Below are 22,725 nucleotides of genomic sequence, written 5' to 3'. Positions count from 1 at the left end.
CACCTTTGCCGTTCGGCTAACCGTTCCCCTTGCCGGGCCGGTAGGGGACTTGCACCCCCAAGTCATCCCCTCGCCACCACAGCTCGGGAAATAGCGCCAGTCACGGCGCTACGCGCCATGCCTGGCGCACCACCAATAAAAAGCCCGCTGTTATGCGGGCTTGTGGACTTTCCAGGATGTTGTTTGGTGGAGGCGGCGGGAATCGAACCCGCGTCCGCAAGCGCTCCCCCTTCGGCTCTACATGCTTATCCGCGTCTATTCATTTGACTGGCGGCTACCCGACGGGCAGGGACAACCGGCAGCGAGTCCGGATAAGGTTTTAACGAATCCACCCCGGACTGGTGTCATCGCGATCCTGTGAGAGATGACCCCTCGAACCTGAGCGCACAGGCACGGCCTCAGTGAGAGGGCACCCTACTGGGTTTTAAGCAGCGAGTGCGTAGTTGTCGTCGTTGGCAACTATAAGGTTTGCGGCTGGATTTACGAGGATCACCGCTCCTCGGCATGCACCTCAGGCTTCGCAACCCACGTCGAAACCAGGTCGCCCCCTGAGCTGAACGTGTGACAGTGTATAGGCTGGCAGAGTTCCCTGGCAAGCAGCAGGGCTTTGTTCGCAGGCCCGGCCTTCCGTCTTCCCGCCGTCTTCCCGGCCCATCGCACCGCCATTGGGCTTGCGCCCACCCAAACGCGTGCCTCCGCCCGTTCTGATTTTCCTCAGGGGGCAAGAACCTGCCCCTGCCGGGCACTGCGGCCCCCGGCCACCCTTTGGCAGCACAGCGGCAGGTCGGGGGCTCCGGCAGCCGGGTGACCGCTCAATGACACCGGGGACGAGCCGGACATCAATACCAAATGGAAAGATAGGCCTGCAGCACCTGGGCGGAAAAACCGTACAGAGGTTCTTCCCCCACCGGACCACCACCGGACAGGTCGCGAAAATCGTCGTAGTCAAACTGAATGTAGTCCGCCGCAAGATTGAAACTGCCTTTGTCTATCCACTTGACCGCGCCGGGCTGAAACTCGTAGGCCAGCCCGACCCCGATGCTGTGGCTGCGGTAGGTGCTGAGTTCCTTGTCCCGCGCCAGATGGGTTTGGGCACTGCGGTAGGGAAACAGGTCGCTGTAGAAATCCGCCTTGCTCTGCGAATAAAAACGGTAGCGGCCGTCGAGAATCCAGTGCCTGCCCAAGGGGTGGGTGTAGCTCAAACCGACGGTGTGGGCGCTGATGCCCCAGGTGTCGGTGAAAAAACGGTATTCACCCCGCAGGGACGCCCGGTAGGGCAGATAATAGGCGCCGCGCACGGCCAGCGCGGTGCTGGTGCGGGTGCGGGGGTACACTTCCGGCTCATAGCTGAAACCCTTGCCCACGCTGGCGTCCAGATAGCGCACCGAGCGGTAGGGGTTGTTGAGAAAACCCTCGTCGGTGATCACTTCCAACTGGGTGTCGAGCAGCACACTCTTGCTCAAGACCTGGCTGAGACCCAGCCGGTAATGGCGCCGCGTGACGTCTTCGGCAAAGGCTTCATCCCCGCTTTTGCCCACCACGTCCCAGCCCTGGGAATAACCCAGGCTCAAGGTGCTGAGACCGCCGAAGAATTCCTGGGCCAGTCCGAAGTGGGCCGATCTGGCATCAAAATCATTTTCCGTGCTGGTGGTGTAAGACAAGGACATCAGGCTTTTGCCGCGCAGGTAGTCGATGCCCACGCTTTGTTCCCGGCGCTTTTCGGTATAGGGGCTGGCGGTGGTCACCACATCAATGGAAGCGCTGGTGATGGCATCGACGTAATACTTGCCGAACACTGAGGTGCTGGGTTGCAGCCTGGCGCGCACCTGCACGGCAGGGCCTTTGATTTCCACCCCGCCACCGTCATAGAAGTGATACAGGACATCGGCCTTGTCCTCCGGCAGCACCGCCGCCAGCAGGGGCAGGCCGCCTCCTCCTGCCAACAAGACCAGGCCCAGGACGGGCCGCAGCGGCGAAGACAGGACATGTGTTATTTTGTTGCTAATTGCAACCACAACCACCCCCCTCCCCCCCCCCTGCGCCACGGGCACCTTCCCTGGCCTCGTACACGTGGCGCAGGTAGGCGCCGGAGATGGGGTCTCTGTCGAAACTCATGATGGGATCGGCCAGCCGCTGGCGTTGATAGGGTTTCACCCAGGGCTCCACGGCGCAGCCCGCGAGCAAAGCCGGCCCCAGACACAGCAGCACACCAGCGCGGGAGAGAACGTTCATTCGAGCAGCAAGGCCTTGATTTGCTCTTCGTAGGTGTCTTCAAAACCGGGCAGATACCCTTTGTGCAGATAGCGCAACTGGCCGTCCCGGTCAATGAGGACGGTGCTGGGCATGGCGATCACGTCATAGGCGGCGCTCACTTTTTGTTCGCTGTCGAACAAGATGGGAAAACTCACCGGAATTTCTTTCAACAAGCGCCGCGCCTGCGCCGGGTCTTCTTCCACATTCACGCCCAAAATGGTAAAGCCCAGTTCGTGGTAGCGCTGGTAAAGATCATCCAGCAGCGGCATTTCCTGGCGGCAGGGGCCACACCAGGAGGCCCAGAAATTCACCATCACCACGTCGCCGTAAAACTCGCTCAGTTTCAGGTTCTCGCCGCCGGCGCTTTTCAAGGTAAAATCCGGGGCCGGCCCTTCCAGGCTTTGCGCCGCCAGCGGCGCCACCAGGCACAGCATCACCGCCGCCAGGGCGGCCTTCAACAACATTTTTGCACACATACTCACCTCGTCAGAAAAACACGGTGAAACCGCCGCCCAGTTCCAGGTTGTGCACGGTTTCGGATGCGCCGATCACATCCATCTCCAGCATGTGGTCCCGCGCGAACAAATGGCCCGCGAACCAGTCGTTCAGCAGCAACTGATAGCCAAAGCCCAGATTCACAGTAAAACGCTCGTCGCCGGCAAAATCCGTAACGCCCACACCGGCGGCAATGTACAAGGCGGAATTGAGGGCCCGACCCCTGCCCCAGAAGGCTTCCCCCGGCAACACGTTATAGCCCAGCGACACGGCGTAATAGCTGTACTGTCGCATCTCATCGGTCAGCAATCTGGCAGCACCGCTGAGACGCTCGAAGCTGGTCTGGCCGGCTTTGCTGCGACCGTACGTGCCCTCAACGAACACATCCTCGGTCACGTGATACACAAGACGCGCGCCGTAGACCGGATGGCTGCCGAAATCTTCAATGTTGAGCAGGCCGGCGTACAGGCCCAGTTCGAAGTTTTCCGTGTCGATGGCCGCCGCCGCCACACTGCGCCGCTCCACCTTCGGCTCGATCACCACGCCGCGACCGGTCCCGCTGTCGCCCGCCGGCGCCGCCCAGGCACTGCCCGCCAGGGACACACTCAATAAAAAAAGGCCAGTCCGACTCGCCATTCATTCACGTCCTCGTTATCGTCGTTGCTGGAAAATACCATATAGTTCCGGTATTCGGCCCGCAGCAAAAAGCGCTGCCAGAAATAGGCCCGCAGCCCCAGACCCACGTGGGCCGCTGGGTCCTCCCGGTCCCGCTCCTGGACCAGCGTGGTGCGGGGCTCGGTTTTCACGCCGCTCATGCCCAATACGAAAAACGGTGCCGCCCGCCAGTCGGTGAAGGGGTCGGCCACCATGCCGGCGCTCACCACACCGATGCTGGAAAAATTGCCCAGCGCCCGGGCGAAGGAGAATTCCAGCGCCAGTTCGGGAATGAAATGATAGGCCGCGCCCACGCCAATGAGGGTGGCACCCTGGAAACCACCGCTGAACAAACCGGCCTCGAAACGGCGCTTCTGGAAATCCGTCAGGGCCGGCTCGGGAAACTCTATGAGTTCGCCCTCCCCCGTCAGGGTGCGTTCCAGCTGTTGCTCCGGCACCCAGCCTTCGCGGCCTTGTTCGCTGCGCACTTTGAACCAGGCCGTTTTGCGCTTGAGCACGTACACCCACTCGCCCCGCTCCACCACGAACACCACGGGATAACCCCGGCCCGGCCCGCTGTGGAATTCCAGATAGGGGTCGACCACCTGCAGGAACAAATCATCCTCGGCCAGGGCCGGCGTCAACACCAGCCACCACAGCAGGCAGCAAGCGCTCCAGCGGCGCCCCAGCCCCGTGACCGTCAACGCCGCCTCAATCATCCTCGGGCGCCGCAAAGGGATCGTTGTAATACTGGGCGCCGCCATCCAGCCACTCGGCTATCAGGCGCAGCTCCGCCGGGCTCAGCCAGCCCTCGTGGCTGCCACCGGCGGTGAATTTGTCCAGAAAATAACTGCTGGCAGCCCCGGCGGCAGACATGGACGGCCCCTGGGCCCGCACCGGCACCAGAATGGGGATGGGCTGGCCATCGGCGTCCAGAATCAGGTCACCGTTTTCATCGGTCTCGAACAGGGGATTGCCGGCGCCATCGGTGGCCTGCACCTGGCGGTCCTGCAACACCCCTTCCACCAGTTCCTGTTCGTTGTCGGCAAAGAGCAGCTCGCGATAGGCCTTGAACTGATCGGCGTCCTGGTCCGAGGGCCCGTCGCTGAGATCGAGCTGGGCCGCCGGAAGCTGCGGCATACCGGCCCCATCGACGATGTTGTGACAAGTGGTGCAGGTATGGTCTTCCAGCACGGTCACACCGTCGGTATCCAGCACCTGGCGGGAGAGCGACCACAACGGGTGGATGTGCTGCTCGTAGTGAATCACGATGCGGCAGGCGCTGGACCAGGCATTGAGGCAGGCCGCGGCCACCGGCAGATCGGTGCCGAGATCGGCATAGCGATAAGCGAAGCTGGCACTGGGCGCCGCCTGGGCGGGGTCGGTCCACACATCGTCGTACACCAGGTCCACGCCGGTGGTGGCCGTGCTGTCGAGGCGGGCGCGGGTCTGGGCCATGGTCTCACCCATTTCCGCCGTCCAGGCCGGCGTGGTGTTGGGAAAGGGCAAGCCGCTGGTGACCGCGCCGGCGTTCACGGCCGGGCGGCCGTCGCGGCGGCCGTGGGGCAGGCCACTGGCGTGATCGTGGCAACCGTTGCACTCCACCCGCTCGCCGGGGCGCAGCTGGAGCCAGTTTTGATGCACGGCACCCACCCGGCGGCCGCGCTCGTCCAGCAGTTCAAACGACAGGGCTACGTTGGCAGGCACTTTCACCAAAACGGAACCGTCGGGCTCCACCGGCGCGTAGGCCACCACCTCGCGCATTTTCAGGCCGCGGTTGGGGCCGAAGGCGCTGCGGGGCACGTCCCGCACTTCGCGGCCAGGCAGGGACACGGCTTTGACCACCCGGATGAAGCGCAGCGGCCGCTGCGCCGCAGGGGTTTGCACGGGATCGGCCAGGGTGGCGATCCCCACGCCGGAATTGTCCACGCCGTCCACGTCGTACACGCTGCGGATGTGTAACTCACCGGCATTTTCGTCCACCAGGGCGGCATCCAAACCGGCGCCGGCGGCAAGATCGGGAATAAACTCAGTCCGCTTGCGGGGGCTGGCGGCCACGGCCTCGGTGATTATCACCCCTTCTTCGGGCACCACCACCGGAAGCTGGGTACCCGCCGCCAGGTCGTAGACATAAATGCTGTAAAGGGGTGGCGCTTCCACAGCCCCGGGCCGGGCCAGGCGCTCCGTAGTGCAGCTCACAATCAAGTCGTTTTCCACCAGGCGGCAGGGTGACCAGCTCACCAGCAGCCGCCCGGTGCCGTCACGCAGCGGCGCGGCGGACGCATAGCGGCCACCCGCGACAATGCGCTCACCGCGGCTTGTGGCCACCGCCGTGGCCGGGCGTTCGGCGGAAACACCCGCCGCCGTGCCGGGCCAGACAGGCTGCGAGGCATCAGCAAAATTTTCTGCATCGATCACCGTGATATCGCGCCCGAAACGATAGGGCCGGTAGGGCTGCACGGCCACCACCACCTGCCCGTCCTCCCGCTGCCGCGCCTTGAGAAACTGCCGTTCCTCCCCGCCGCCGGGATCCTGATGACTGTGGGCGCCGTAATACAGCTTGAGATCCGTGCCATCGGGATTGATCTGGTACAGGCTCATCTGATCGCGTGCGCCCATGTTGTCCCAGCGGGTGAATGCGATCCGGCCGTTGTCCAGCACTGTGGGGTCAAGGTCGTGACTCTGATTAAACGTGAGCTGGCGAATCTCGCTGCCGTCGGCGTTCATCACGTGCAACAAAAACGCTGCCGCGTCTTCGTCTTCATCCAAGGCGGCAAACTGCGGCTTGCCCTCGTCCAGCAAGATGGCCTTGGACTGGCGCTGGCGGGTGGAGGCAAACACGATGCGGCCGTCCGGCAGATAGGCCGGCGCAATATCCTGGCCGGCCCTGGCGCTGATATCCGAGCTGATCACCCGCCGCAAACTGCCGGCTGCGATATCGTACTCCCAGATGTTCCAGGTGGGCTGCTCTGCCGCCGGCGCGTTTTCAATCTCGGGTTCGCGCAAGGCAAACAACAGCCTGCTGCCATCAAACGAGGTGGTGAGATCCTTGACATCGCCTTTGCCCCGCGTCACCGCCGCGGTGATGTTGCGTTCCGGTGCAGACAAGGAGGCGCGCTCACGCAGGTACACATCCCCCCCCGCCACAAAAGCGGCCGGCTCACGGACATCACTTTGCAGCAAAGCACCTTCTTCATCCACGGGCACCGGCCGTTTAATGTAAGCAATGGGCACATCGGCCACCACCGGGTCGGGTTTTTGTTCTGTGCCGGGACAACCACTCAACAACAGCGTTCCAAAAAACAACGCCACAATGCGTCTTGCAACCGTCAGGCGGGAAAAGTCAAAGGAGCCAAACATGAATGGGAGATGCTCACGATATCAAGTGTGTTGCACGATCCGGCACTGTTCAAAAAGCGCTTGCGTTGCGCAGCGATGCTATGCATAAAAACACCGGCCAATGGGCTTGTCGTGAAATGGCGACGCTGGTTTTGTCGTCATGAAGCGACGTAATGAGGCGGGACATCCAACAACACTGACGCTTGGTGTAGTTAATCATTCATTTGCTCGCTGACGACTGGCGCAGCAGTGGTTTTTTGGTTTATTCTTGCAAGCGTTTCAAACAACAGCAGCCTTGCGCCACTGTTACAACTGCGATACATAGTACCGGGTCTTTGAGCAAGCGCCAATACCGCTGCGCCAAATCCGGGTAAGCAGCAAAACACCGTACACGGTCGCAAGACCGGTTTCGCTATAGAATACTAAACAAGGGATTTGTGATCCTGTGACGAAAATCAAAAATCGAAGCGAAATTTCCCGCACAATGTAAGCCTTGAGCATCATAACCGGCGCCGGCGGTCCGGGTTGGCTGCGCCATCGCCCTTCCCTGGAATCAAACAGACCTGCTCTGCTGCACCTGGTGCCGGTAACACCGAACAGCCCCTGTGTTCCGGGACAAGTGCTTAAATCCCCGTGACAGCAGCACTGATCCGGGATTCAGCAAAGGTACAACGCCATGACAACGCCGTTTCCGCAACCCGTTTTCTCTGTCTCATCTGGCACGCGGCTCAACGTGTTTGTTCTCAGTACAATCATCGCGGCCGCCACGGCGTCCACACCCGTGTTCGCCGGTGATCAGGAGCGCCGCCAGGCCAAGCGCATCCACGACCGCCTCGCCGGTGTCCCGCCCACGGCCGCCGTGCTGGATACCATGGAACAATACATCATTGACGGCGACATCTTGAGCGCTGCCCGGGCCGCCATGGACCATCCCGCCTTTTACAACGTCACCTTGAAGCAGTTCGTGACGCCCTGGACCAATGAAGAACAAACGGTGTTCGCACCGCTCAATGATTACACCGCCACGGTGATCGGTTTGATTCGTGACGATGCAGACTTCAGAACCGTGCTCTACGGCGACGTGCTTTATGTGGGCGCCAGCAGCTTAGACCTGCCACCCTACTCCGCCAGCGGCAATGCCCACTACCGCGCCATGGAAGACAACAACATCAATCTGGGCGACCCCGCACAACTGGTGGCCACCACCCAGTCCGCCGTCACCGGCCTGCCGCCCACAGCCACCGCGGGCATTATGACCACCCGGGCGGCGGCCAGGGCATTTTTCATCGACGGCACCAACCGGGCCATGTTGCGTTTCACTTTCATAAACCATTTGTGCACCGACCTGGAGCCCATCAAGGACACCAGCCGCCCGCCGGACCGCATCCGCCAGGATGTCTCCCGCAGCCCAGGCGGCGACAGCCGCATCTTTCTCAACAACTGCATCGGCTGCCACGCCGGCATGGATCCCCTGGCGCAGGCCTTCGCCTATTACGACTACGATTATGACAGCGACACCGATCCCGACGGCGAAAACGGCCGCCTGGTGTACAGCGACGGCGTGGTGCAGGAAAAGTATTTGATCAATGCCAGCAATTTCAAATACGGCTATGCCACACCCGACGACCGCTGGGACAACTACTGGCGCGCCGGACCCAATGCCCTGCTGGGTTGGGACAACACCCTGCCCGGCGGTGGCAACGGCGCCAAGTCTTTAGGGATAGAGCTGGCACACAGCGAAGCCTTCGCCACCTGCCAGGTGGAAAAGGTGTTCAAAACCGTGTGCCTGCGCAGCCCCACCGACAGCGCGGACCGCAGCCAGCTCACCGCCATGGTCAGTTCCTTCGAGGCCAACAATTACCGGCTCAAACAAGTGTTCGCCGAAGCGGCGGCGTATTGCATGGGTGATTGATAAAATGCATGAACACAGCGCCATGAGCAAACACGGACTCACCGCGGCCCTGCTGCTTGCCCTGCTCAGCCTGGCCGGCTGCGACAGCGTCACCACTGAAAGCCTGCCGGCCAGCAACACCACCGTAGCCGCCTATCTCGGCCCGGCGCCGGCCACCGCCGATGTGCAGGCCTTCATGACCAATGTCTGGGAAAACGTAAACCCCGACAACCGCTGCGGCGCCTGCCACAGCGCGGGCGGCCAGTCGCCCCAGTTCGCCCGCCGCGATGACATCAACCTGGCCTACAGCGAGGCGATGAAAATCGTCAATCTCAGCGATCCCGGCACCTCCCTGATGGTCACCAAAGTGGCCGGCGGTCACAATTGCTGGCTGGACAGCTCAAGCGCCTGCGGCGCCGTGCTCACCGCCTACCTGGAAGCCTGGTCAGGCACCAGCGGCAGCGCCGCCGCCAGCCGCACCATCGAACTGAAAGCCCCGGCGCTGAAAGACGCCGGCGCCAGCAAGACCTGGCCGGCCGATGCCAGCGCCTTTGCCACCATCGTCCATCCCCTGCTCACCCAGCACTGCGCTAGCTGTCACGACGACAGCGCCGCCACACCCCAGGCGCCATTTTTCGCCAACAGCGACGCCGACAGCGCTTACGAGGCCGTAAAAAGCAGCGGCAAACTGGATTTGGACAACCCCGGCAATTCCCGCCTGGTGGTGCGGCTGCGCGATGAATTCCACAATTGCTGGAGCGAGTGCAGCGCCAATGCCCAGGCCATGGAGGACGCCATCGCCGCCTTCAGCAACGGCATTACCGTGGCCGAGATCGATCCCGACTGGGTGCTGAGCAAGGCTTTGCGGATCACCGACGGGCTGGTGGCCAGCGGCGGGGAACGCCATGAAGCCAACCTGGTCGCCCTGTACGAGTTCAAAACCGGCAGCGGCGCCACCGCGTATGACACCAGCGGTGTGGAGCCGGCCCTGAACCTGAGACTGAGCGGCGTGGAGGGCATCGACTACAAATGGGTCGGCGGCTGGGGCATCGAGTTCATCGACAGCAAGGCCCAGGGCAGCACAGCCGCCAGCAGAAAACTGCACGATATGGTCAAGGCCAGCGGGGAGTATTCCATCGAAGCCTGGGTGGTGCCCGCCAACGTCACCCAGGAAGGCCCGGCCCGCATCATCAGCTATTCCGCCGGCCTGGACGCGCGCAACTTCACCCTGGGACAGACCCTCTACAACTACAACTTCCTGCAGCGCTCCAGCACCACCGACGGCAACGGCGAGCCCGCCCTGTCCACCAATGATGACGACGAAGTTCTGCAAGCCACCCAACAGCACGTGGTGGTCACCTACGATGCGGTCAACGGCCGCCGCATCTACGTCAACGGCGAATTCACCGGCGACACCGACGAACAAGGCCCCGGCAGCCTCGCCGACTGGGACGACACCTTCGCTTTTGTGTTGGGCAATGAGGTAAGCGGCGACCGCACCTGGCAGGGCAAGCTGCGCCTGGTGGCCATCCACAACCGGGCGCTGACGGCGGCGCAGATCAAACAGAACTTCGAGGCGGGGGTGGGCGAGAAGTTTTATCTGCTGTTCAGCATCACCGACATCATCGGCATGGCTGACGCCTACGTCATGTTCGAGGTCAGCCGGTTCGACGACTACAGCTACCTGTTCAACCGGCCTACTTTCGTCACTCTCGATCCCAACACCAAGGTGGAGGATATTCCGCTGGCGGGCCTGCGCATCGGCATCAACGGCCGCGAGGCCAACGTCGGCCAGGCCTACCGCAACCTGAATGTGACCCTCAATTCATCCCAGCAGGTGCTGTCCACCCTGGGCACCGTCATCGCCCTGGAAAAAGGCCCGGACAGCGACGAGTTCTTTCTCACCTTCGAGCGCCTGGGCGACCAAAGCAACGTGGTCACCGAAGCCGCCCCGCTGCAGCCGGGCCCGCCGGCGGATGATGCGCCCGCATCCGACATCGGCATCCGCACCTTCGGCGAAATCAACGCCAGCATGGCCGCCATCACCGGCGTGAGCCAGACGGACAGCAATGTGGCCGCCACCTTCACCACCATCCAGCAGCAATTGCCCGGCGCTGAGAACATCGAAGGCTTTTTGTCCTCCCACCAGGTGGCGGTGGCGCAACTGGCCATCGAATACTGCAACGCCCTGGTGGACGATTCCAGCCTGCGCAGCGGCTTCTTCCCCGGCGTTGATTTCGGCGCCAGCGCCGCCACGGCTTTCGACACCACGGCGGAGCGTGACGCCGTCATCGACCCGCTGCTGACCCGGGTCATGGGCACCGGCCTGAGCACCCAGCCCGACCCGGCCGCTGTGAAAACCGAGCTGAACGCACTCATCGACACCCTTGCCGCCTGCGGCGGCGCCTGCGCGGCAGACCGCACCGCCACGGTGGTCAAGGCCGCCTGCGCCGCCCTGCTGGGCAGCGCCGTACTGCTGGTGCAATAGGTGGGAAACCGCAAAGAGCGCGAAGGACGCATAAACAATGTCAGATAAGCACACCGCGACCGGCACGGCAACCCAACTCGATTTCCCGTTGCCTGGCGCCCCCGGCGTTTGATCACTCTCCGCACCATTCGAGGACCAACCATGGCTAGACGAGGCAAACCCCTGCATCCCGACGCGCCGCTGCTCCACGGTGACCACCCGCGGCCCCGCAGCCGGCGGGATTTCATCCGCTTAGGTCTTGCCGCCGGCACGGCCACCGTGTTCGGCCCCAGCCTGTTCAGCCTGTTTGCCAGGCCGCGCGAGGCCTACGCCGCCCTGGCGCCGGATGTGTTGAACCTGGTCAACCCCGCCACCTGCAATATCGCCACCCAGGGGGCGGGTAAGATTCCGTTCATTTGTTTCGATCTGGCCGGGGGCGCCAACATCGCCGGTTCCAATGTGCTGGTGGGGGGTCAGGGGGGCCAGCTCGATTTCCTGTCCACCGCCGGCTACAGCAAGCTGGGGATCCCGGGCGATCAGATTCCCCCCCTGGTCAATCCGCAGACCGCCGGCAACGATTTCATCAACCGCGATCTGGGCCTGGCTTTCCACAGCGACAGCGCCTTTTTGCGCGGCATCCTGGAAAAAGTCTCCACCGGCACCGCCGCCAACATCAACGGCGCCATCATCCCCGCCCGCTCTGACAACGACACCGGCAACAACCCCCACAACCCCATGTACGGCATTCACCGCTGCGGAGCGGATGGGGAACTGCTGACCTTGATCGGCTCGCGCGCCTCCGACTCCGGCGGCAATTCCATGGCGCCCGCCGATCTCATCGACCTTACCGTGCGGCCCACCAAGATTGACCGGCCGTCGGACGTCACCGGCCTGGTGGACACGGGCAAACTGGTGGGCCTGTTGAACCAAGAAGACGCGGTGGCGGTGATGGAAGCCATCGCCCGCATCAGCGACAAAAAGCTGGGCAAGGTGTCCACCGGCCTCAGCGAGCTGGACCCGGAGCGGGGCATCACCCGCGACGAGGTGGTCAAAGAACTGGTGCGCTGCGGCTACGTGAAAAGCGCCGATCTGGTGGACCGCTACGGCGACCCCACCACGCTGAATCCCGACATCGACCCCCAGATTGTCGGCCCCGGCGGCATTTTCACCCAGGAGGAATACGACGGCGACAGTGAATTCCGCAAAACCGCCTCGGTGATGAAATTGGTGGTGGGAGGCTTCGCCGGCGCCGGTACCATCACCATAGGTGGCTACGATTACCATACCGGCGACCGCGCCACCGGCGAAGTGCGCGACCTGCGCGCCGGCCGCTGCATGGGCGCCTGCCTGGAATACGCCGCCCGCCTGGGGGTGCCGCTGATGCTGTACGTGTTCAGCGACGGCTCCGTGGCCAGCAACGGCACGGTCGACGACTCCGTGGACGGCCGCGGCAAGGGGGTGTGGACAGGCGACAATTCCTCCACCGCCGCCTCCTTCTTCCTGGTTTATAATCCGGGCGGCCGCAGTGAACTCTACACCGGCGATAACCTGGGGCCGGAGCGTCACCAGCAGCTCGGTTATTTCCGCGCCGACGGCTCGGTGGAAACCGCGGCCAGGCCCCCGGCCAACAACGTCAACCTGCTGGTGGAAACCGTGGTACTCAACTACCTGGCCCTGCACGGCGAGCAGGGGCAGTTTGCCACCTTGTTTCCCGGCCACGGCCTGGGCAGCGTCGCCAGCCGCGACAGCCTGATCGCCTTCAATCCCGTGGTCAACGGGACGTTATAGCGGTAAGTTGTTTTGACAAGGAGGGCGCGGCACTATAAACAGGGAATCGGCGATGCACCGGGCCTGCTGAGACCGAAACAGCCCGACCTTGCAACACCCCCGCCCTGCGCTCGTGGTACACCACCAAGATAACAAGACATCCCAACGATGCACCGCCTCAAACTCGCCTTCATTTTGAGCACCCTGCTGCTCCCCCTGGCCTCCACCGGGGACGAGACCGCAGGCAGACCCGCCCCGGTGGAAAATCTCAAGCGCCAGCTGCTGGACATCAACCGGGAGCTGTTCAAACTCGAACAAGACATCCTGTTCCCCGAATCGTCCCAGCTCACGGTGTTCGTCTCCCTGGACGTGGGGAGGTTCTTCACCCTGGATTCCGTCAAGCTGGTGCTGGACGATGAGGTGGTGGCCCAGTATCTCTACACCCAGCGCGAACTGGCCGCCTTGCGGCAGGGGGGCGTGCATCAGCTCTTCAAAGGCAATCTGGGCAAAGGGGCCCACGAAATCGTGGCCTTCGTTGTCGGCCAGGGGCCGGAGGGACGGGATTACAAACTGGGCGGCGAAGCCATCATCACCAAGACCACAGGGCCCAAATTCGTGGAACTGCGGATTCGCGACGCCGAGGCCAGACAACAACCCCAAGTCCTGATCGAGGCATGGTAGCGCCGGGGAGCAAGCTCCGCGCTGTTTTCGGCGCGTTGTGTCTGGGCCTGGTGACCCTGGCGGCAGCGGACGAAGCCGACCTGCGTTATGGCCAGGCCCTGTTCCACTATTTTCTCGGCCAGCACTTCGACAGCCTGCTGCAACTGGAGCTGGGGATGGAGGCCGGCCGTTTCCGGCAACATGATCGTGATGCCCGGCTGCTGAGCGCCAGCCTGTACCTGGACTACGGCATGCGCCATCACGCCCAGGCCGCCTTCGAAGACCTGCTGCAAGAAGGCAGCGTAGCGCAGCCGCAGCGAGAGCGGGCCTGGCTGGCGCTGGGGCGGGACGCCTGGCGCCACGGTGAGGACGCCAAGGCGGAATATGCCCTGCTCCACATTGCCCAGAAACCGCCCACGGCCGTGGGCGCTGCCGCCCGCCTGTTGCTGGGCCAGATCCACATCCGGCAAGGGCGCTACGCCGAGGCCGCGGCCCTGCTGGCCACGCGGGATTTCCCCGCCGACCTCGCCCCCTTCGCCCGCTACAACGAGGGCATTGCCCGCTGGCAACAGGGCGATGCCAAAGCGGCCGGCACCGCCCTGCTGGAAGTGGCGGAAAACCGGCCGGAGGACCCCCTGGACGCGGCCCTGGCCGAACGCGCCCTGCTCACCTTGGGCTTTGCCGCACTGCGCCAAAACGCCGCCGCCGACGCCCGGCGCTATTTCGCCGACGTACGCCTGGACAGCCCCTACGCGGCCCAGGCGCTGCTCGGCGCCGGCTGGGCGGCCAGTGCCGCCGGTGAACCGGCCCGGGCCATCCAACTCTGGGAACGCCTGCGCCAGCAACCCGCCACCGACCCCGCCGTGCAGGAAGCCCTGCTGGCCATCCCCGCAGCCTACGCCCGCCTGGGTGCCAGCGCCCGCGCCGCCGAATTATTCGAACAGGCCATCAGCCGGCTCACCGCGCAGGAAGCCCATATCGCCGCGGTGCTGGAACAGAGCCGGCAGGAGAGCACCTGGGACCGCCTGAAGCCCGAGTCCGGCAGGGCCCCCGATCCTTATCTGCGCCCCCTGCTCTTCGACAATGTATTCCAGGACGCTCTCCGAACCCAGCGGGAACTGCGCCGCCTGCAGGCCGGCCTGGCCGACTGGCAGCACCGCCTCGCCGCCTTCCAGCCCATGCTGGACACCCGCCGCCGGGGCTATGCGGAACAGGCCCCTGTGGCCCGGGCCGCCCTCGCCCACGCGCCCCTGGAACAGTGGCGGGCCCGGCGCGACGCCTTGGAAGAACGCTACCGGCGCGCCAAAGAAAACAACGAGGTGGCGCTGTTGGCCAGCACCACCGAACAGCAGCAATGGGCCCGCTTGTCCCGCCTGGGCACCCGGCTCGCCGCCCTGCCCGACCAGCCGCGCAGCGAAAAACTGCGGCGCAAGCAGCGCATCCTCAGCGGCCGTCTGATCTGGACCGTGCACACCCAGTTCAAGCGCCGCCTGCGCGCCGTGCAAAAAAGCCTGGCGGATCTCGACGATGCGCTGGCCGAGGCCACCGCCGCCCGCACGGCCCTGGCGGAGGCCCTGGACCGGGCGCCAGCCGGCTTCGTCGGCCTGAGGACGCGGGCGGCTGTCCTGCAACAGCAGCTAGACGGCTTGCGCTCCCGGCTCGAACAAAGCCTGGCGGCACAAAACCAACGGGTGCGCCAGCTGCTGGCGGACCATCTGCACCGGCAGGGGGAGGCGGTGCGACGCTATCGCACCGAGGCCCAGTTCGCCCTGGCGCGCCTGTATGACCAGGCCGCCGCCCGGCCGGAACCGGAGGCGGCGCCGTGAACACCGCAACCAACGCACCCCGCCAGGGACGGCCGGTCCCAGCAGGCCAAGTCCCCCCCGGCGCCCTGCCTCTCACCCCGACACCATGATCAAACGTGCCGCCCCCCTTCTGCTCAGCGGCAGCCTGCTCGGCGCCTGCAGCCTCTTTGGCAGCGGCCCCGCCCCGCGCATCGCCACGCTGGACAGCAAACCCCCACCCCCGGCGGAAATGCCCGTCCCACTGGAAATCTCCCCCGCCGCGGCCGCCCGGCGCTATCAGGAATTGCTGGCGCTGAGCCCCGCTCCCGAACAGCGGGCCACCGCCAAGCGGCGCCTGGCCGAACTGGAACTGACGGCGGTCGACCGCGAGTATCAGGACAACGGGGCCACCGCAGCGGAGAGCAAACTGGCAGCCGTCATCAGCCGCTACGAAGACTACCTCCAGGACTACCCCAATCACACAGGCAACGACCGCGTGCTCTACCACCTGGCCCAGGCCTACACCCTGGCCGGCCGCCACGATCAGGCCCTGGCCACCCTGGACCGGCTGGCGACGCAGCATCCCGGTTCGGCCTTGCTGGCAGAAGTGCAATTCCGGCGCGGTGAGGCGCTTTTCGCCCGCGGCGCCTACGCCCGGGCGGCGGCGGCCTATCAGGCGGTGGTGGACCAGGGCGGCGACGGGAACGCTTATTTCGAACAAGCGCTGTTCAAGCTGGGTTGGTCACGCTTCAAGCTCACCGACCACGGGGGCGCCGTGGACGCCTACCTGATGCTGCTGGACCGGAAATTCGCCCGGGACGAATTCGCCACCGGAACCCTGGGCAATGCCGACAGCACCCTGACGGAACTGCTGCGTTCCATCAGCCTCGCCTTTTACTATCAACAAGGCCCCGCCAGCGTGCGCGATTATTTCGCCAGGCACGCGCCGCGCCCCTATCAGGCCCGGCTCTATGCCGCCCTGGGAGATTATTACCTGGGCAAGGAGCGCTATTCCGACGCCGTGGCCAGCTACCGCGCCTTTGTGGAACACCATCCCACCCACCCCCTGGCGCCCCTGCTCCAGGTCAAACTGATCGAGGCCCTCAAAGACGCCGGCTTTGCCACCGACGCCCGTAAAGCACGGGCCGCCTATACCGCCGCCTACGGCCCCGGCGGCGCCTTTTGGGCGCGCTATGGCGGCGCAGGCGCGCCCGCCGCGGCCGAGTTTTTGAAATCCTATCTGGACAGTGCCAACCGCCGCGCCCACGCCCGGGCCCAAAAGAGCGGCCGGAAGGAGGACTATCAGTCCGCCATCGCCGGGTACCGCCGTTACCTGGAGGCCTTTCCCCAGGCCACCGAAAGCGCGGCCGTCAACTTCCTCCTGGCCGAGGCCCTGCACGACAGCGGCGCCTACGCCGAGGCCCTGGCGGAATATGAACGCACCGCCTACGGCTACCCGGACCATCCCCGCGCCGCGGAAGCCGCCTACGCCGCCGTGCTCGCCTACGACGAAGTGGCCCGCCATGAATCCCCCCGCGACGCCCTCGCCTGGCGGCGCCAGGCCTTGCTCAACGCCGAGCGGTTCGTGGCCACCTTCCCCACCCACCCCCAGGCCGCCGCGGTCACGGCCCGGCTGGCCACCCAATGGTACCGATCAGGAAACACCGCCCTGGCCCGCCGCGCCGCCTTCAGTCTGCTGGCACGGGCTGACACAGACCCGGAACGGCAGCGGCTGAGCCTGAGCATCCTGGCGCACAGCGCCTTCGACACCGGCGACTTCGTGGCTGCCGAGAGCTATTACCACGGGGCGCTGCTGCTCACGCCACCCGACCACAACGCGCTGGGCCCCACCCGGGAACGGCTGGCCGCCGCCATTTACCAGCAGGGCGCCGCCCGGCAAAACGAGCAGGACTGGGCCGGCGCGGCGGCCACCTTTCTCCGGGTGGCCCGGCTCACTCCCGGCCTGGCCCTGGCCGCCACCGCCGACTACGACGCCGCAACGGCCCTGATGCAGGCCGAATCCTGGTCTCAAGCGGCCACGGTGCTGCAAGGCTTCCGCCGCCGCTATCCCGCCCACCCCTTGCAGGGCGACGTCACCCGCAAATTGGCCGTCACCCTGCAAAATGCCGGAGAGGCGGCCGCTGCGGCAGCGGAATTTGAACGCCTGAGCCACGCCAGCAAAGACGTTGCGGAGCAACGCGAGGCCCTGCTGCAAGCCGCGGAACTCTATGCCAAAGCCCGGGACGCCTCCGCCCGCATCCGGACCCTCAAAAGCTACGTCGAGCGTTTCCCTGAGCCTGTCCCCGCAGCCATCGAGGCCCGCCAGCAACTGGCCGAGGCCTTTGCCGCCGGGGGCGACCAAAAGCAGCAGCGGACCTGGCTCAAAGCCCTGGCGGCGGCCCACGACGCTGCCGGCCCCGCCGCCACGTCCCGCACCCGCTATCTGGCCGCCCGCGCCGCCCTGACCCTGGCGGAAGACACCCTGGTCCCCTTCCACGACATCAAACTGGTGGAACCGCTGCGGAAAAACCTGAAGAGAAAGAAACAAGCCATGCAGGCCGCGCTGGCGGCCTATCAACGCGCGGCGGCCTACCAGGTGGCCGAGGTGATGCCCCAGGCCACCTACCGCATCGCCGAGCTCTATCACAGCTTCAGCCGCGAATTGATGGATTCGGAGCGGCCGGCCGGGCTCAGCGAACTGGAACAGGAACAATACGACATCCTGCTGGAAGAACAGGCCATCCCCTTTGAGGACCAGGCCATAGACACTTATGAGGCCAACGCGGCCCTGGCCAGGCAAGGGGTGTACGACAAATGGGTGGAAAAAAGCTTCGCCCAGCTCAGCCGGCTCTTTCCCGCCCGCTACGCCAAAGTGGAACGGGGGGAGGAAGCGGTGACGCGGCTACGTTGACGTGCCTCCGGGCATTCAGATGCAGAAGAACGGCCTGCCCGACCGCGCCTCGACAACGGTGGCCAAAAACCTTGTACCAGACACGTCACCCTGGCGCTCTTTCGTGTTCTTCGCGGTTTGTTCCGCTTCCGCTGCCCCATCAGGGCGTGGCCTTGCATTGGGCGGGGCGGAACTTGTCGTCAACCGTGCCGCCATCGCAGTGCCAAGAAATGTTCTCGCTGGCCATCACGGGGTAGAGCACAATGGTGTTGTTCGCACCCAGCTCGTGCAGGGCGCTTTCGTTATAGCTGATGGTGATGGCAACGGGGGCCCCGTCGCTGCCGGCACCGAGGGAAATGCTTTTCAGCCAGTCGCCGCTGTAGGTGTCCGGCGCGTCCAGCGCCAGGACGGAGGGATCGGTCTCCCATTCACCGGTCATCAGGTAATGTTCGGTCACAGCCGCTTTGAAGGCAGCGGCCACCACCAGTCCTTCCGTGATTTTGGCACGGGTTTTATAGTTTTTATATGCCGACACGGCAACGGTGGCCAATATCGCCATGATACCCATGGTGATGACGATCTCGACCAAGGTGAATCCGGCTTGCGCCGGACACTGCATTGCCGGTCTTGAATTACACCGGTACATAATCACTTCCCAGGCAAGCGAACAGCGATCACACGCACGACCGAAGCGCCGGACGGTCCCCCATACTATAGGGGGAAATCCTTCCGTCGCAGTGGCTTTGAGCCAAACTATTGACCCGGCAATTAAGGTTGTCGGGTCAATAGCGCGGCACAGCGAGGTACCGCCATTGGCGCGTGCCAATGCGAGCCCGCGAAATACCCGTCATTTCGCACAATGGCACCCGTATTTCGCGGGCGGCAATCAAACAGGTCAGGACGACCTGTTTGATTGCCGGGTTGATAGTGCGTTCTGTTCGTCTACGACTTGACAATCTTCTCCAGGTTGCTCACTTCGCACATAAGAGATTGGGGTCGATTTGGAAGCGTTGTGATTTCATTGCCTGACTCAAAAGAATCTGCAACAGCTCATTGTTTTTTCAGAGCAGACTGATCACTGCGTGCCCAGCGCTCCAATGCACCGGCCGAGGTCCGACGCTCAGCCCAGCGCTCATGATACAAAGAAATGGTCCGCAGCGGGAGTCGGAATCAAGACCGAAACGAGTGGCGCCGATCCGCCGGCCGCTCCTCCTCAGGAACGACCGGGAAAATACCGGGCAATCAAGCCCGGGCCGCTCTCTTCGCCGAACGCCGCAGGCGCGACAGCAGGCGCCGGGCCATGTCGCCGAACATCTCGGTCTGGGTGGGATGGGGATGAATGGCGTGGGCCACCTGGTCCAGCGTCATGTCGCCCGAGACCATCATCACCGCCTCGCCGATGAGCGTGTCGGCGTGATCCGCCAGGAAATGCACGCCGATGATGCGGTGGCTGACGCGGTCGGCGACGATTTTGATGAGGCCCTGGGTTTCGTTGTTGATCATGGCCTTGGCATCGATACTGACGGGGGTTTTCACCTCCACCGCGTCCACGCCCTGGGCCTTGGCCTGCGCCACCGACAGGCCCACGAAGGCCGCCTGGGGCCGGGTAAAGATCACGCCGCAGTCTTTGTTCTGGTCGTAACGGGCCTCCTCGCCCAAAATGGCGGCCGCCGCCACCCGGCCCTGCTGGCCGGCCGTGTGGGCCAGCATGAGGCCGCCGTTGACATCGCCCACGGCAAAGATATGGGGCACGTTGGTGCGGCAGCGGGCGTCCACTTTTACCACGCCGTTTTCCACCGCCACGCCGGCATTGCCCAAACCCAGGGGTTCCAACACCGGGCGTTTGCCGGTGGCCATGATGACGTAGTCGCACTCAAAGCTGTGGCACCGGCCCGCGCTGTCTTCGTATTCCAGGATCATGGCGCCTGGCACGCCTTTGATCTCCTTGACGCTCACCGATGTGTGCAGGGTGAGATTGGGGTCCTCGTTGAGCACGGCCGTGAGTTGCCCGGCCACTTCCGGCTCCACTTCCGCCAACACCCGGTCGCGGCCTTCAAACAGGGCCACTTCGCTGCCGAAATCCTGAAAAATCTGCGCCATTTCCATGCCGATGGCGCCCCCGCCCACCACGCCCAGGCGCGCCGGCCGGGCAGTCAGATTCCACACCGTATCGGAGGTGAGCACGCCGCCGCTGGACAGTCCCTCCCGGGCGCCGGTGATGGGCGGCACAAAGGGCGGCGCCCCGGTGGCGATCACGGCACACCCGAAGGTGATGTGCTCTCCCCGGGGCTCGGCGCCAAGCTGGGCGCGGACGAAGGGATCGTCGCTATTGCCCGAGCTGTCGATGAACAAGCGGTGCTCCGTCTCAAACGATGCAAAGCCCTGAATCAGTTTGACCTTGAGGCTGGTGTCGGTCTTGGCAGCCATGGCACCGCGGGTGGTCAGCACCTTGCGCCGGGTGGCCTGCAGGGCCTCCCAGTCCAGCCTGCCACCCGTGGTGCCGGTGACGCCCAGATGGCCGTCGTGGGCGCGGTCGCGCAGCCGGTCCGCCGCTGCCCGCCAGGCTTTGGAGGGAATGCAGCCGCGCCACAGGCACTCGCCGCCGGGGAAAGGCGCGTCGTTGACCATGGCCACTTTGAGGCCGTGTTCGGCCAGTTCCCGGGCGCAGTCCTCGCCACCGGGACCGCCACCGATGACCACCACGTCGTAGTCCCACTCGCCTTCGGGGATAGCCGGCCCCAGGGGTCCCATCCATTCTTCCGGCTGCTCGATTTTCTTCTTCAGCGCCCCCAGGAACACCGCCACTTCGGCACCGTTCACCACCCGGTGGTCGGCCGTGACCGTGAGCGGCATGCCCTTGTCACCGGCGGTGGAAATGGCCAGTATGGCTGCGGTGCCAGGGGTGGGGATGGCGTCGAAATAATCCACCCCCAGCATGCCCATGTTGGACACCATGAAAGTGGGATTGGTGTATTCTTCCGGTGCCAGGCGGCGCTTGCGGGCGCGGCCCACCAAGTCGCCCCAGGCCGCGTTCAGTTCTTCGAGTGTTTTGGATTCGCAGTGCCTGAGCACGGGCACCACCAGCCCGCCGCCCTCGGCGGCCACCGCCATGCCGATGTCCACATTGGACCGTTCCACCAGCTTGTCCACCGGCTGGTAAGCCATGTTGATGCGGGGGTATTCGCGGATGGCTTCGGCGCAGGCCTTGGCGATGGCCACGGTCACCGACACGCCTTTTTTCTTTGCCGCCTTGATCAGGGCTTCAGGCCGGGCGTGCACCATGGTGCGGAACGTGGGCATGGTCAGCGAGGCCGTCATGGAGTGGGCCACGGCTTTCTCCATGGCGCTCATGGGCCGGCCCTCGCCCGGCACCTGCACCTCCGACATCACGTGGGCGGGCACCGGCGCCACCACCTGCCCGGGCCGTTCCACGGGCTGGGCACCCAGCACGTCGGCGGCGACGATCACACCACCGGGTCCGCTGCCTTTGAGCGTATTCAGATTGACCTGCCGCTCTGCCGCCAGGCGCCGGGCCAGGGGCGTGGCCTGCTTGTTGTCCGGGCGCGGCGCCGGTCTGACGCCGGCGGCCGCCGGCGACAGCGCCGTGGTGGGGGGGGCGGCTGACTCGGCAGCGGCAGGGCCGGCGGCCGGGGCTGCGACTTTGGCAGCGGCTTCCAGCTCACCGCTCACGGCCTGCCCGGGCTCGGCCACCAGATAGCCCATGGCGGCGCCCACGGGAATCACGCTGTCCACCGGCGCCAGGGGGCCGGAGAGATAGCCTTCGCGGAACACTTCCACGTCCATCACCGCTTTGTCGGTTTCCACGGTGGCAACGACGTCGCCGCGCTCGATCTTGTCGCCGACGTTTTTCTCCCAACTCACCACCACGCCTTCGGTCATGGTGTCAGAGAGCTGGGGCATTTTAATGGTGTAGGTGACCCCTTCGGGGGACTGATCCGGCACCTCCACCGGCTGGGCTTCAGACGCCGCCACCGGCGCCGCTTCGGCTTCAACTGCCGGCTCGGGTGCGGGACTGGCCGCCACGGGTGCAGCCCCTGCATCCTGCACCTCATCGGCGCTGGCCACCAGGTAGGCAATGGGCTCACCCACGGGCACCACGCTGTCCACCGGCGCCAGGGGGCCGGAGAGATAGCCCTCGCGGAACACCTCCACGTCCATCACCGCTTTGTCGGTTTCCACGGTGGCAACGACATCGCCGCGCTCGATCTTGTCGCCGATATTCTTTTCCCAACTCACCACCACACCTTCAGTCATGGTGTCGGAAAGCTGGGGCATTTTGATGATGTAGGGCTCAGCCATTGGGAATGGGTTCCAAATCTAGATTTCCGAATTCTGGGATCGGTCAACGAGCGGCGGTCTCATCCTGCCCCCCTTTTAAAAAAGGGGGGGGGAACGAGAGCAACGCTGTTCGTTTTCGTCGTGCCTGACACGCAAGCGCTCAAGCCTTCCCAAACATCCTCAGCACCGCCGCCACCACATCGTTGGCATCAGGAATGGCGGCCTT

The 22,725-nt window shown here is 64.5% G+C and carries 14 protein-coding genes and 1 other RNA gene; 6 read left to right on the top strand and 9 right to left on the bottom strand.

Features of this window, described 5'->3' with window-relative positions:
• Positions 1–184 precede the first annotated feature (184 nt).
• The 7 genes from ssrA to ENJ19_01295 form a co-directional block, all read right to left on the bottom strand.
• Positions 185–549, bottom strand: a transfer-messenger RNA (tmRNA) gene (gene ssrA, locus ENJ19_01325).
• Between the two features lie 290 nt (positions 550–839).
• Positions 840–1,952, bottom strand: a complete 1,113-nt coding sequence (locus tag ENJ19_01320) for a DUF3570 domain-containing protein (GenBank protein ID HHM04369.1) — start codon at positions 1,950–1,952, stop codon at positions 840–842.
• Between the two features lie 49 nt (positions 1,953–2,001).
• Positions 2,002–2,232, bottom strand: coding sequence for a DUF4266 domain-containing protein (locus ENJ19_01315; GenBank protein HHM04368.1), 231 nt, complete (start codon positions 2,230–2,232; stop codon positions 2,002–2,004).
• Entirely contained in the window at positions 2,229–2,729 is a 501-nt protein-coding gene (locus tag ENJ19_01310; protein HHM04367.1) for a TlpA family protein disulfide reductase, read from the bottom strand. Before ENJ19_01310 ends, ENJ19_01315 begins: the two co-directional genes overlap by 4 nt.
• Before the next feature lie 10 nt (positions 2,730–2,739).
• Entirely contained in the window at positions 2,740–3,384 is a 645-nt protein-coding gene (locus tag ENJ19_01305) for an outer membrane beta-barrel domain-containing protein (protein HHM04366.1), read from the bottom strand.
• Complete coding sequence (locus ENJ19_01300) at positions 3,354–4,166, bottom strand: hypothetical protein (GenBank protein HHM04365.1); 813 nt, start codon at positions 4,164–4,166, stop codon at positions 3,354–3,356. Before ENJ19_01300 ends, ENJ19_01305 begins: the two co-directional genes overlap by 31 nt.
• A complete protein-coding gene (locus ENJ19_01295; GenBank protein ID HHM04364.1) occupies positions 4,114–6,762 on the bottom strand; it encodes a hypothetical protein in 2,649 nt (882 codons plus the stop codon). The genes ENJ19_01300 and ENJ19_01295 overlap by 53 nt, the downstream gene beginning before the upstream one ends.
• Positions 6,763–7,492: 730 nt before the next feature.
• Between ENJ19_01295 and ENJ19_01290 the strand changes: the two genes are divergently transcribed.
• From ENJ19_01290 to bamD, 6 genes are all read left to right on the top strand, one after another.
• Positions 7,493–8,653, top strand: coding sequence for a hypothetical protein (locus ENJ19_01290; GenBank protein HHM04363.1), 1,161 nt, complete (start codon positions 7,493–7,495; stop codon positions 8,651–8,653).
• Between the two features lie 22 nt (positions 8,654–8,675).
• Positions 8,676–11,120, top strand: a complete 2,445-nt coding sequence (locus ENJ19_01285) for a LamG domain-containing protein (protein HHM04362.1) — start codon at positions 8,676–8,678, stop codon at positions 11,118–11,120.
• Positions 11,121–11,261: 141 nt separating this feature from the next.
• On the top strand, positions 11,262–12,887 hold the full coding sequence (locus tag ENJ19_01280; protein HHM04361.1) for a general secretion pathway protein GspF: 1,626 nt from the start codon (positions 11,262–11,264) through the stop codon (positions 12,885–12,887).
• A 138-nt stretch (positions 12,888–13,025) separates the two neighbouring features.
• Positions 13,026–13,547 carry an AraC family transcriptional regulator gene (locus ENJ19_01275; protein HHM04360.1) on the top strand — a complete coding sequence of 174 codons (522 nt, stop codon included), beginning with the start codon at positions 13,026–13,028 and terminating at the stop codon, positions 13,545–13,547.
• A complete protein-coding gene (locus tag ENJ19_01270; GenBank protein ID HHM04359.1) occupies positions 13,541–15,352 on the top strand; it encodes a hypothetical protein in 1,812 nt (603 codons plus the stop codon). Before ENJ19_01275 ends, ENJ19_01270 begins: the two co-directional genes overlap by 7 nt.
• Positions 15,309–18,221: an outer membrane protein assembly factor BamD gene (gene bamD, locus ENJ19_01265; GenBank protein ID HHM04358.1), complete on the top strand. Its 2,913-nt coding sequence runs from the start codon at positions 15,309–15,311 to the stop codon at positions 18,219–18,221. Before ENJ19_01270 ends, bamD begins: the two co-directional genes overlap by 44 nt.
• Before the next feature lie 139 nt (positions 18,222–18,360).
• Here bamD and ENJ19_01260 read toward each other — a convergent pair whose 3' ends face one another.
• Both ENJ19_01260 and ENJ19_01255 read right to left on the bottom strand, forming a co-directional pair.
• On the bottom strand, positions 18,361–18,846 hold the full coding sequence (locus tag ENJ19_01260; protein HHM04357.1) for a pilin: 486 nt from the start codon (positions 18,844–18,846) through the stop codon (positions 18,361–18,363).
• A gap of 596 nt (positions 18,847–19,442) precedes the next feature.
• Positions 19,443–22,520 (bottom strand): FAD-binding protein, encoded by a 3,078-nt coding sequence (locus tag ENJ19_01255; protein ID HHM04356.1) that lies wholly within the window; start codon positions 22,518–22,520, stop codon positions 19,443–19,445.
• Between the last annotated feature and the right edge of the window lie 205 nt (positions 22,521–22,725).

This window comes from Gammaproteobacteria bacterium (assembly GCA_011375345.1).
In the GTDB taxonomy this organism is placed as follows: domain Bacteria; phylum Pseudomonadota; class Gammaproteobacteria; order DRLM01; family DRLM01; genus DRLM01.
The sequence above is the reverse complement of the archived record's forward strand: the minus strand, read 5'-3'. Positions and strand labels throughout refer to the sequence as shown.

Excerpts from the sequence above, each read along its gene's own strand:
- ENJ19_01310 (HHM04367.1), bottom strand. The coding sequence starts at position 2,729 with ATGTGTGCAAAAATGTTGTTGAAGGCCGCCCTGGCGGCGGTGATGCTG.
- ENJ19_01280 (HHM04361.1), top strand. The coding sequence starts at position 11,262 with ATGGCTAGACGAGGCAAACCCCTGCATCCCGACGCGCCGCTGCTCCAC.
- ENJ19_01315 (HHM04368.1), bottom strand. The coding sequence starts at position 2,232 with ATGAACGTTCTCTCCCGCGCTGGTGTGCTGCTGTGTCTGGGGCCGGCT.
- ENJ19_01300 (HHM04365.1), bottom strand. The coding sequence starts at position 4,166 with ATGGCGGCGCCCAGTATTACAACGATCCCTTTGCGGCGCCCGAGGATG.
- bamD (HHM04358.1), top strand. The coding sequence starts at position 15,309 with ATGACCAGGCCGCCGCCCGGCCGGAACCGGAGGCGGCGCCGTGAACAC.
- ENJ19_01285 (HHM04362.1), top strand. The coding sequence starts at position 8,676 with ATGAGCAAACACGGACTCACCGCGGCCCTGCTGCTTGCCCTGCTCAGC.
- ENJ19_01270 (HHM04359.1), top strand. The coding sequence starts at position 13,541 with ATGGTAGCGCCGGGGAGCAAGCTCCGCGCTGTTTTCGGCGCGTTGTGT.
- ENJ19_01295 (HHM04364.1), bottom strand. The coding sequence starts at position 6,762 with ATGTTTGGCTCCTTTGACTTTTCCCGCCTGACGGTTGCAAGACGCATT.
- ENJ19_01305 (HHM04366.1), bottom strand. The coding sequence starts at position 3,384 with ATGGCGAGTCGGACTGGCCTTTTTTTATTGAGTGTGTCCCTGGCGGGC.
- ENJ19_01260 (HHM04357.1), bottom strand. The coding sequence starts at position 18,846 with ATGTACCGGTGTAATTCAAGACCGGCAATGCAGTGTCCGGCGCAAGCC.
- ENJ19_01255 (HHM04356.1), bottom strand. The coding sequence starts at position 22,520 with ATGGCTGAGCCCTACATCATCAAAATGCCCCAGCTTTCCGACACCATG.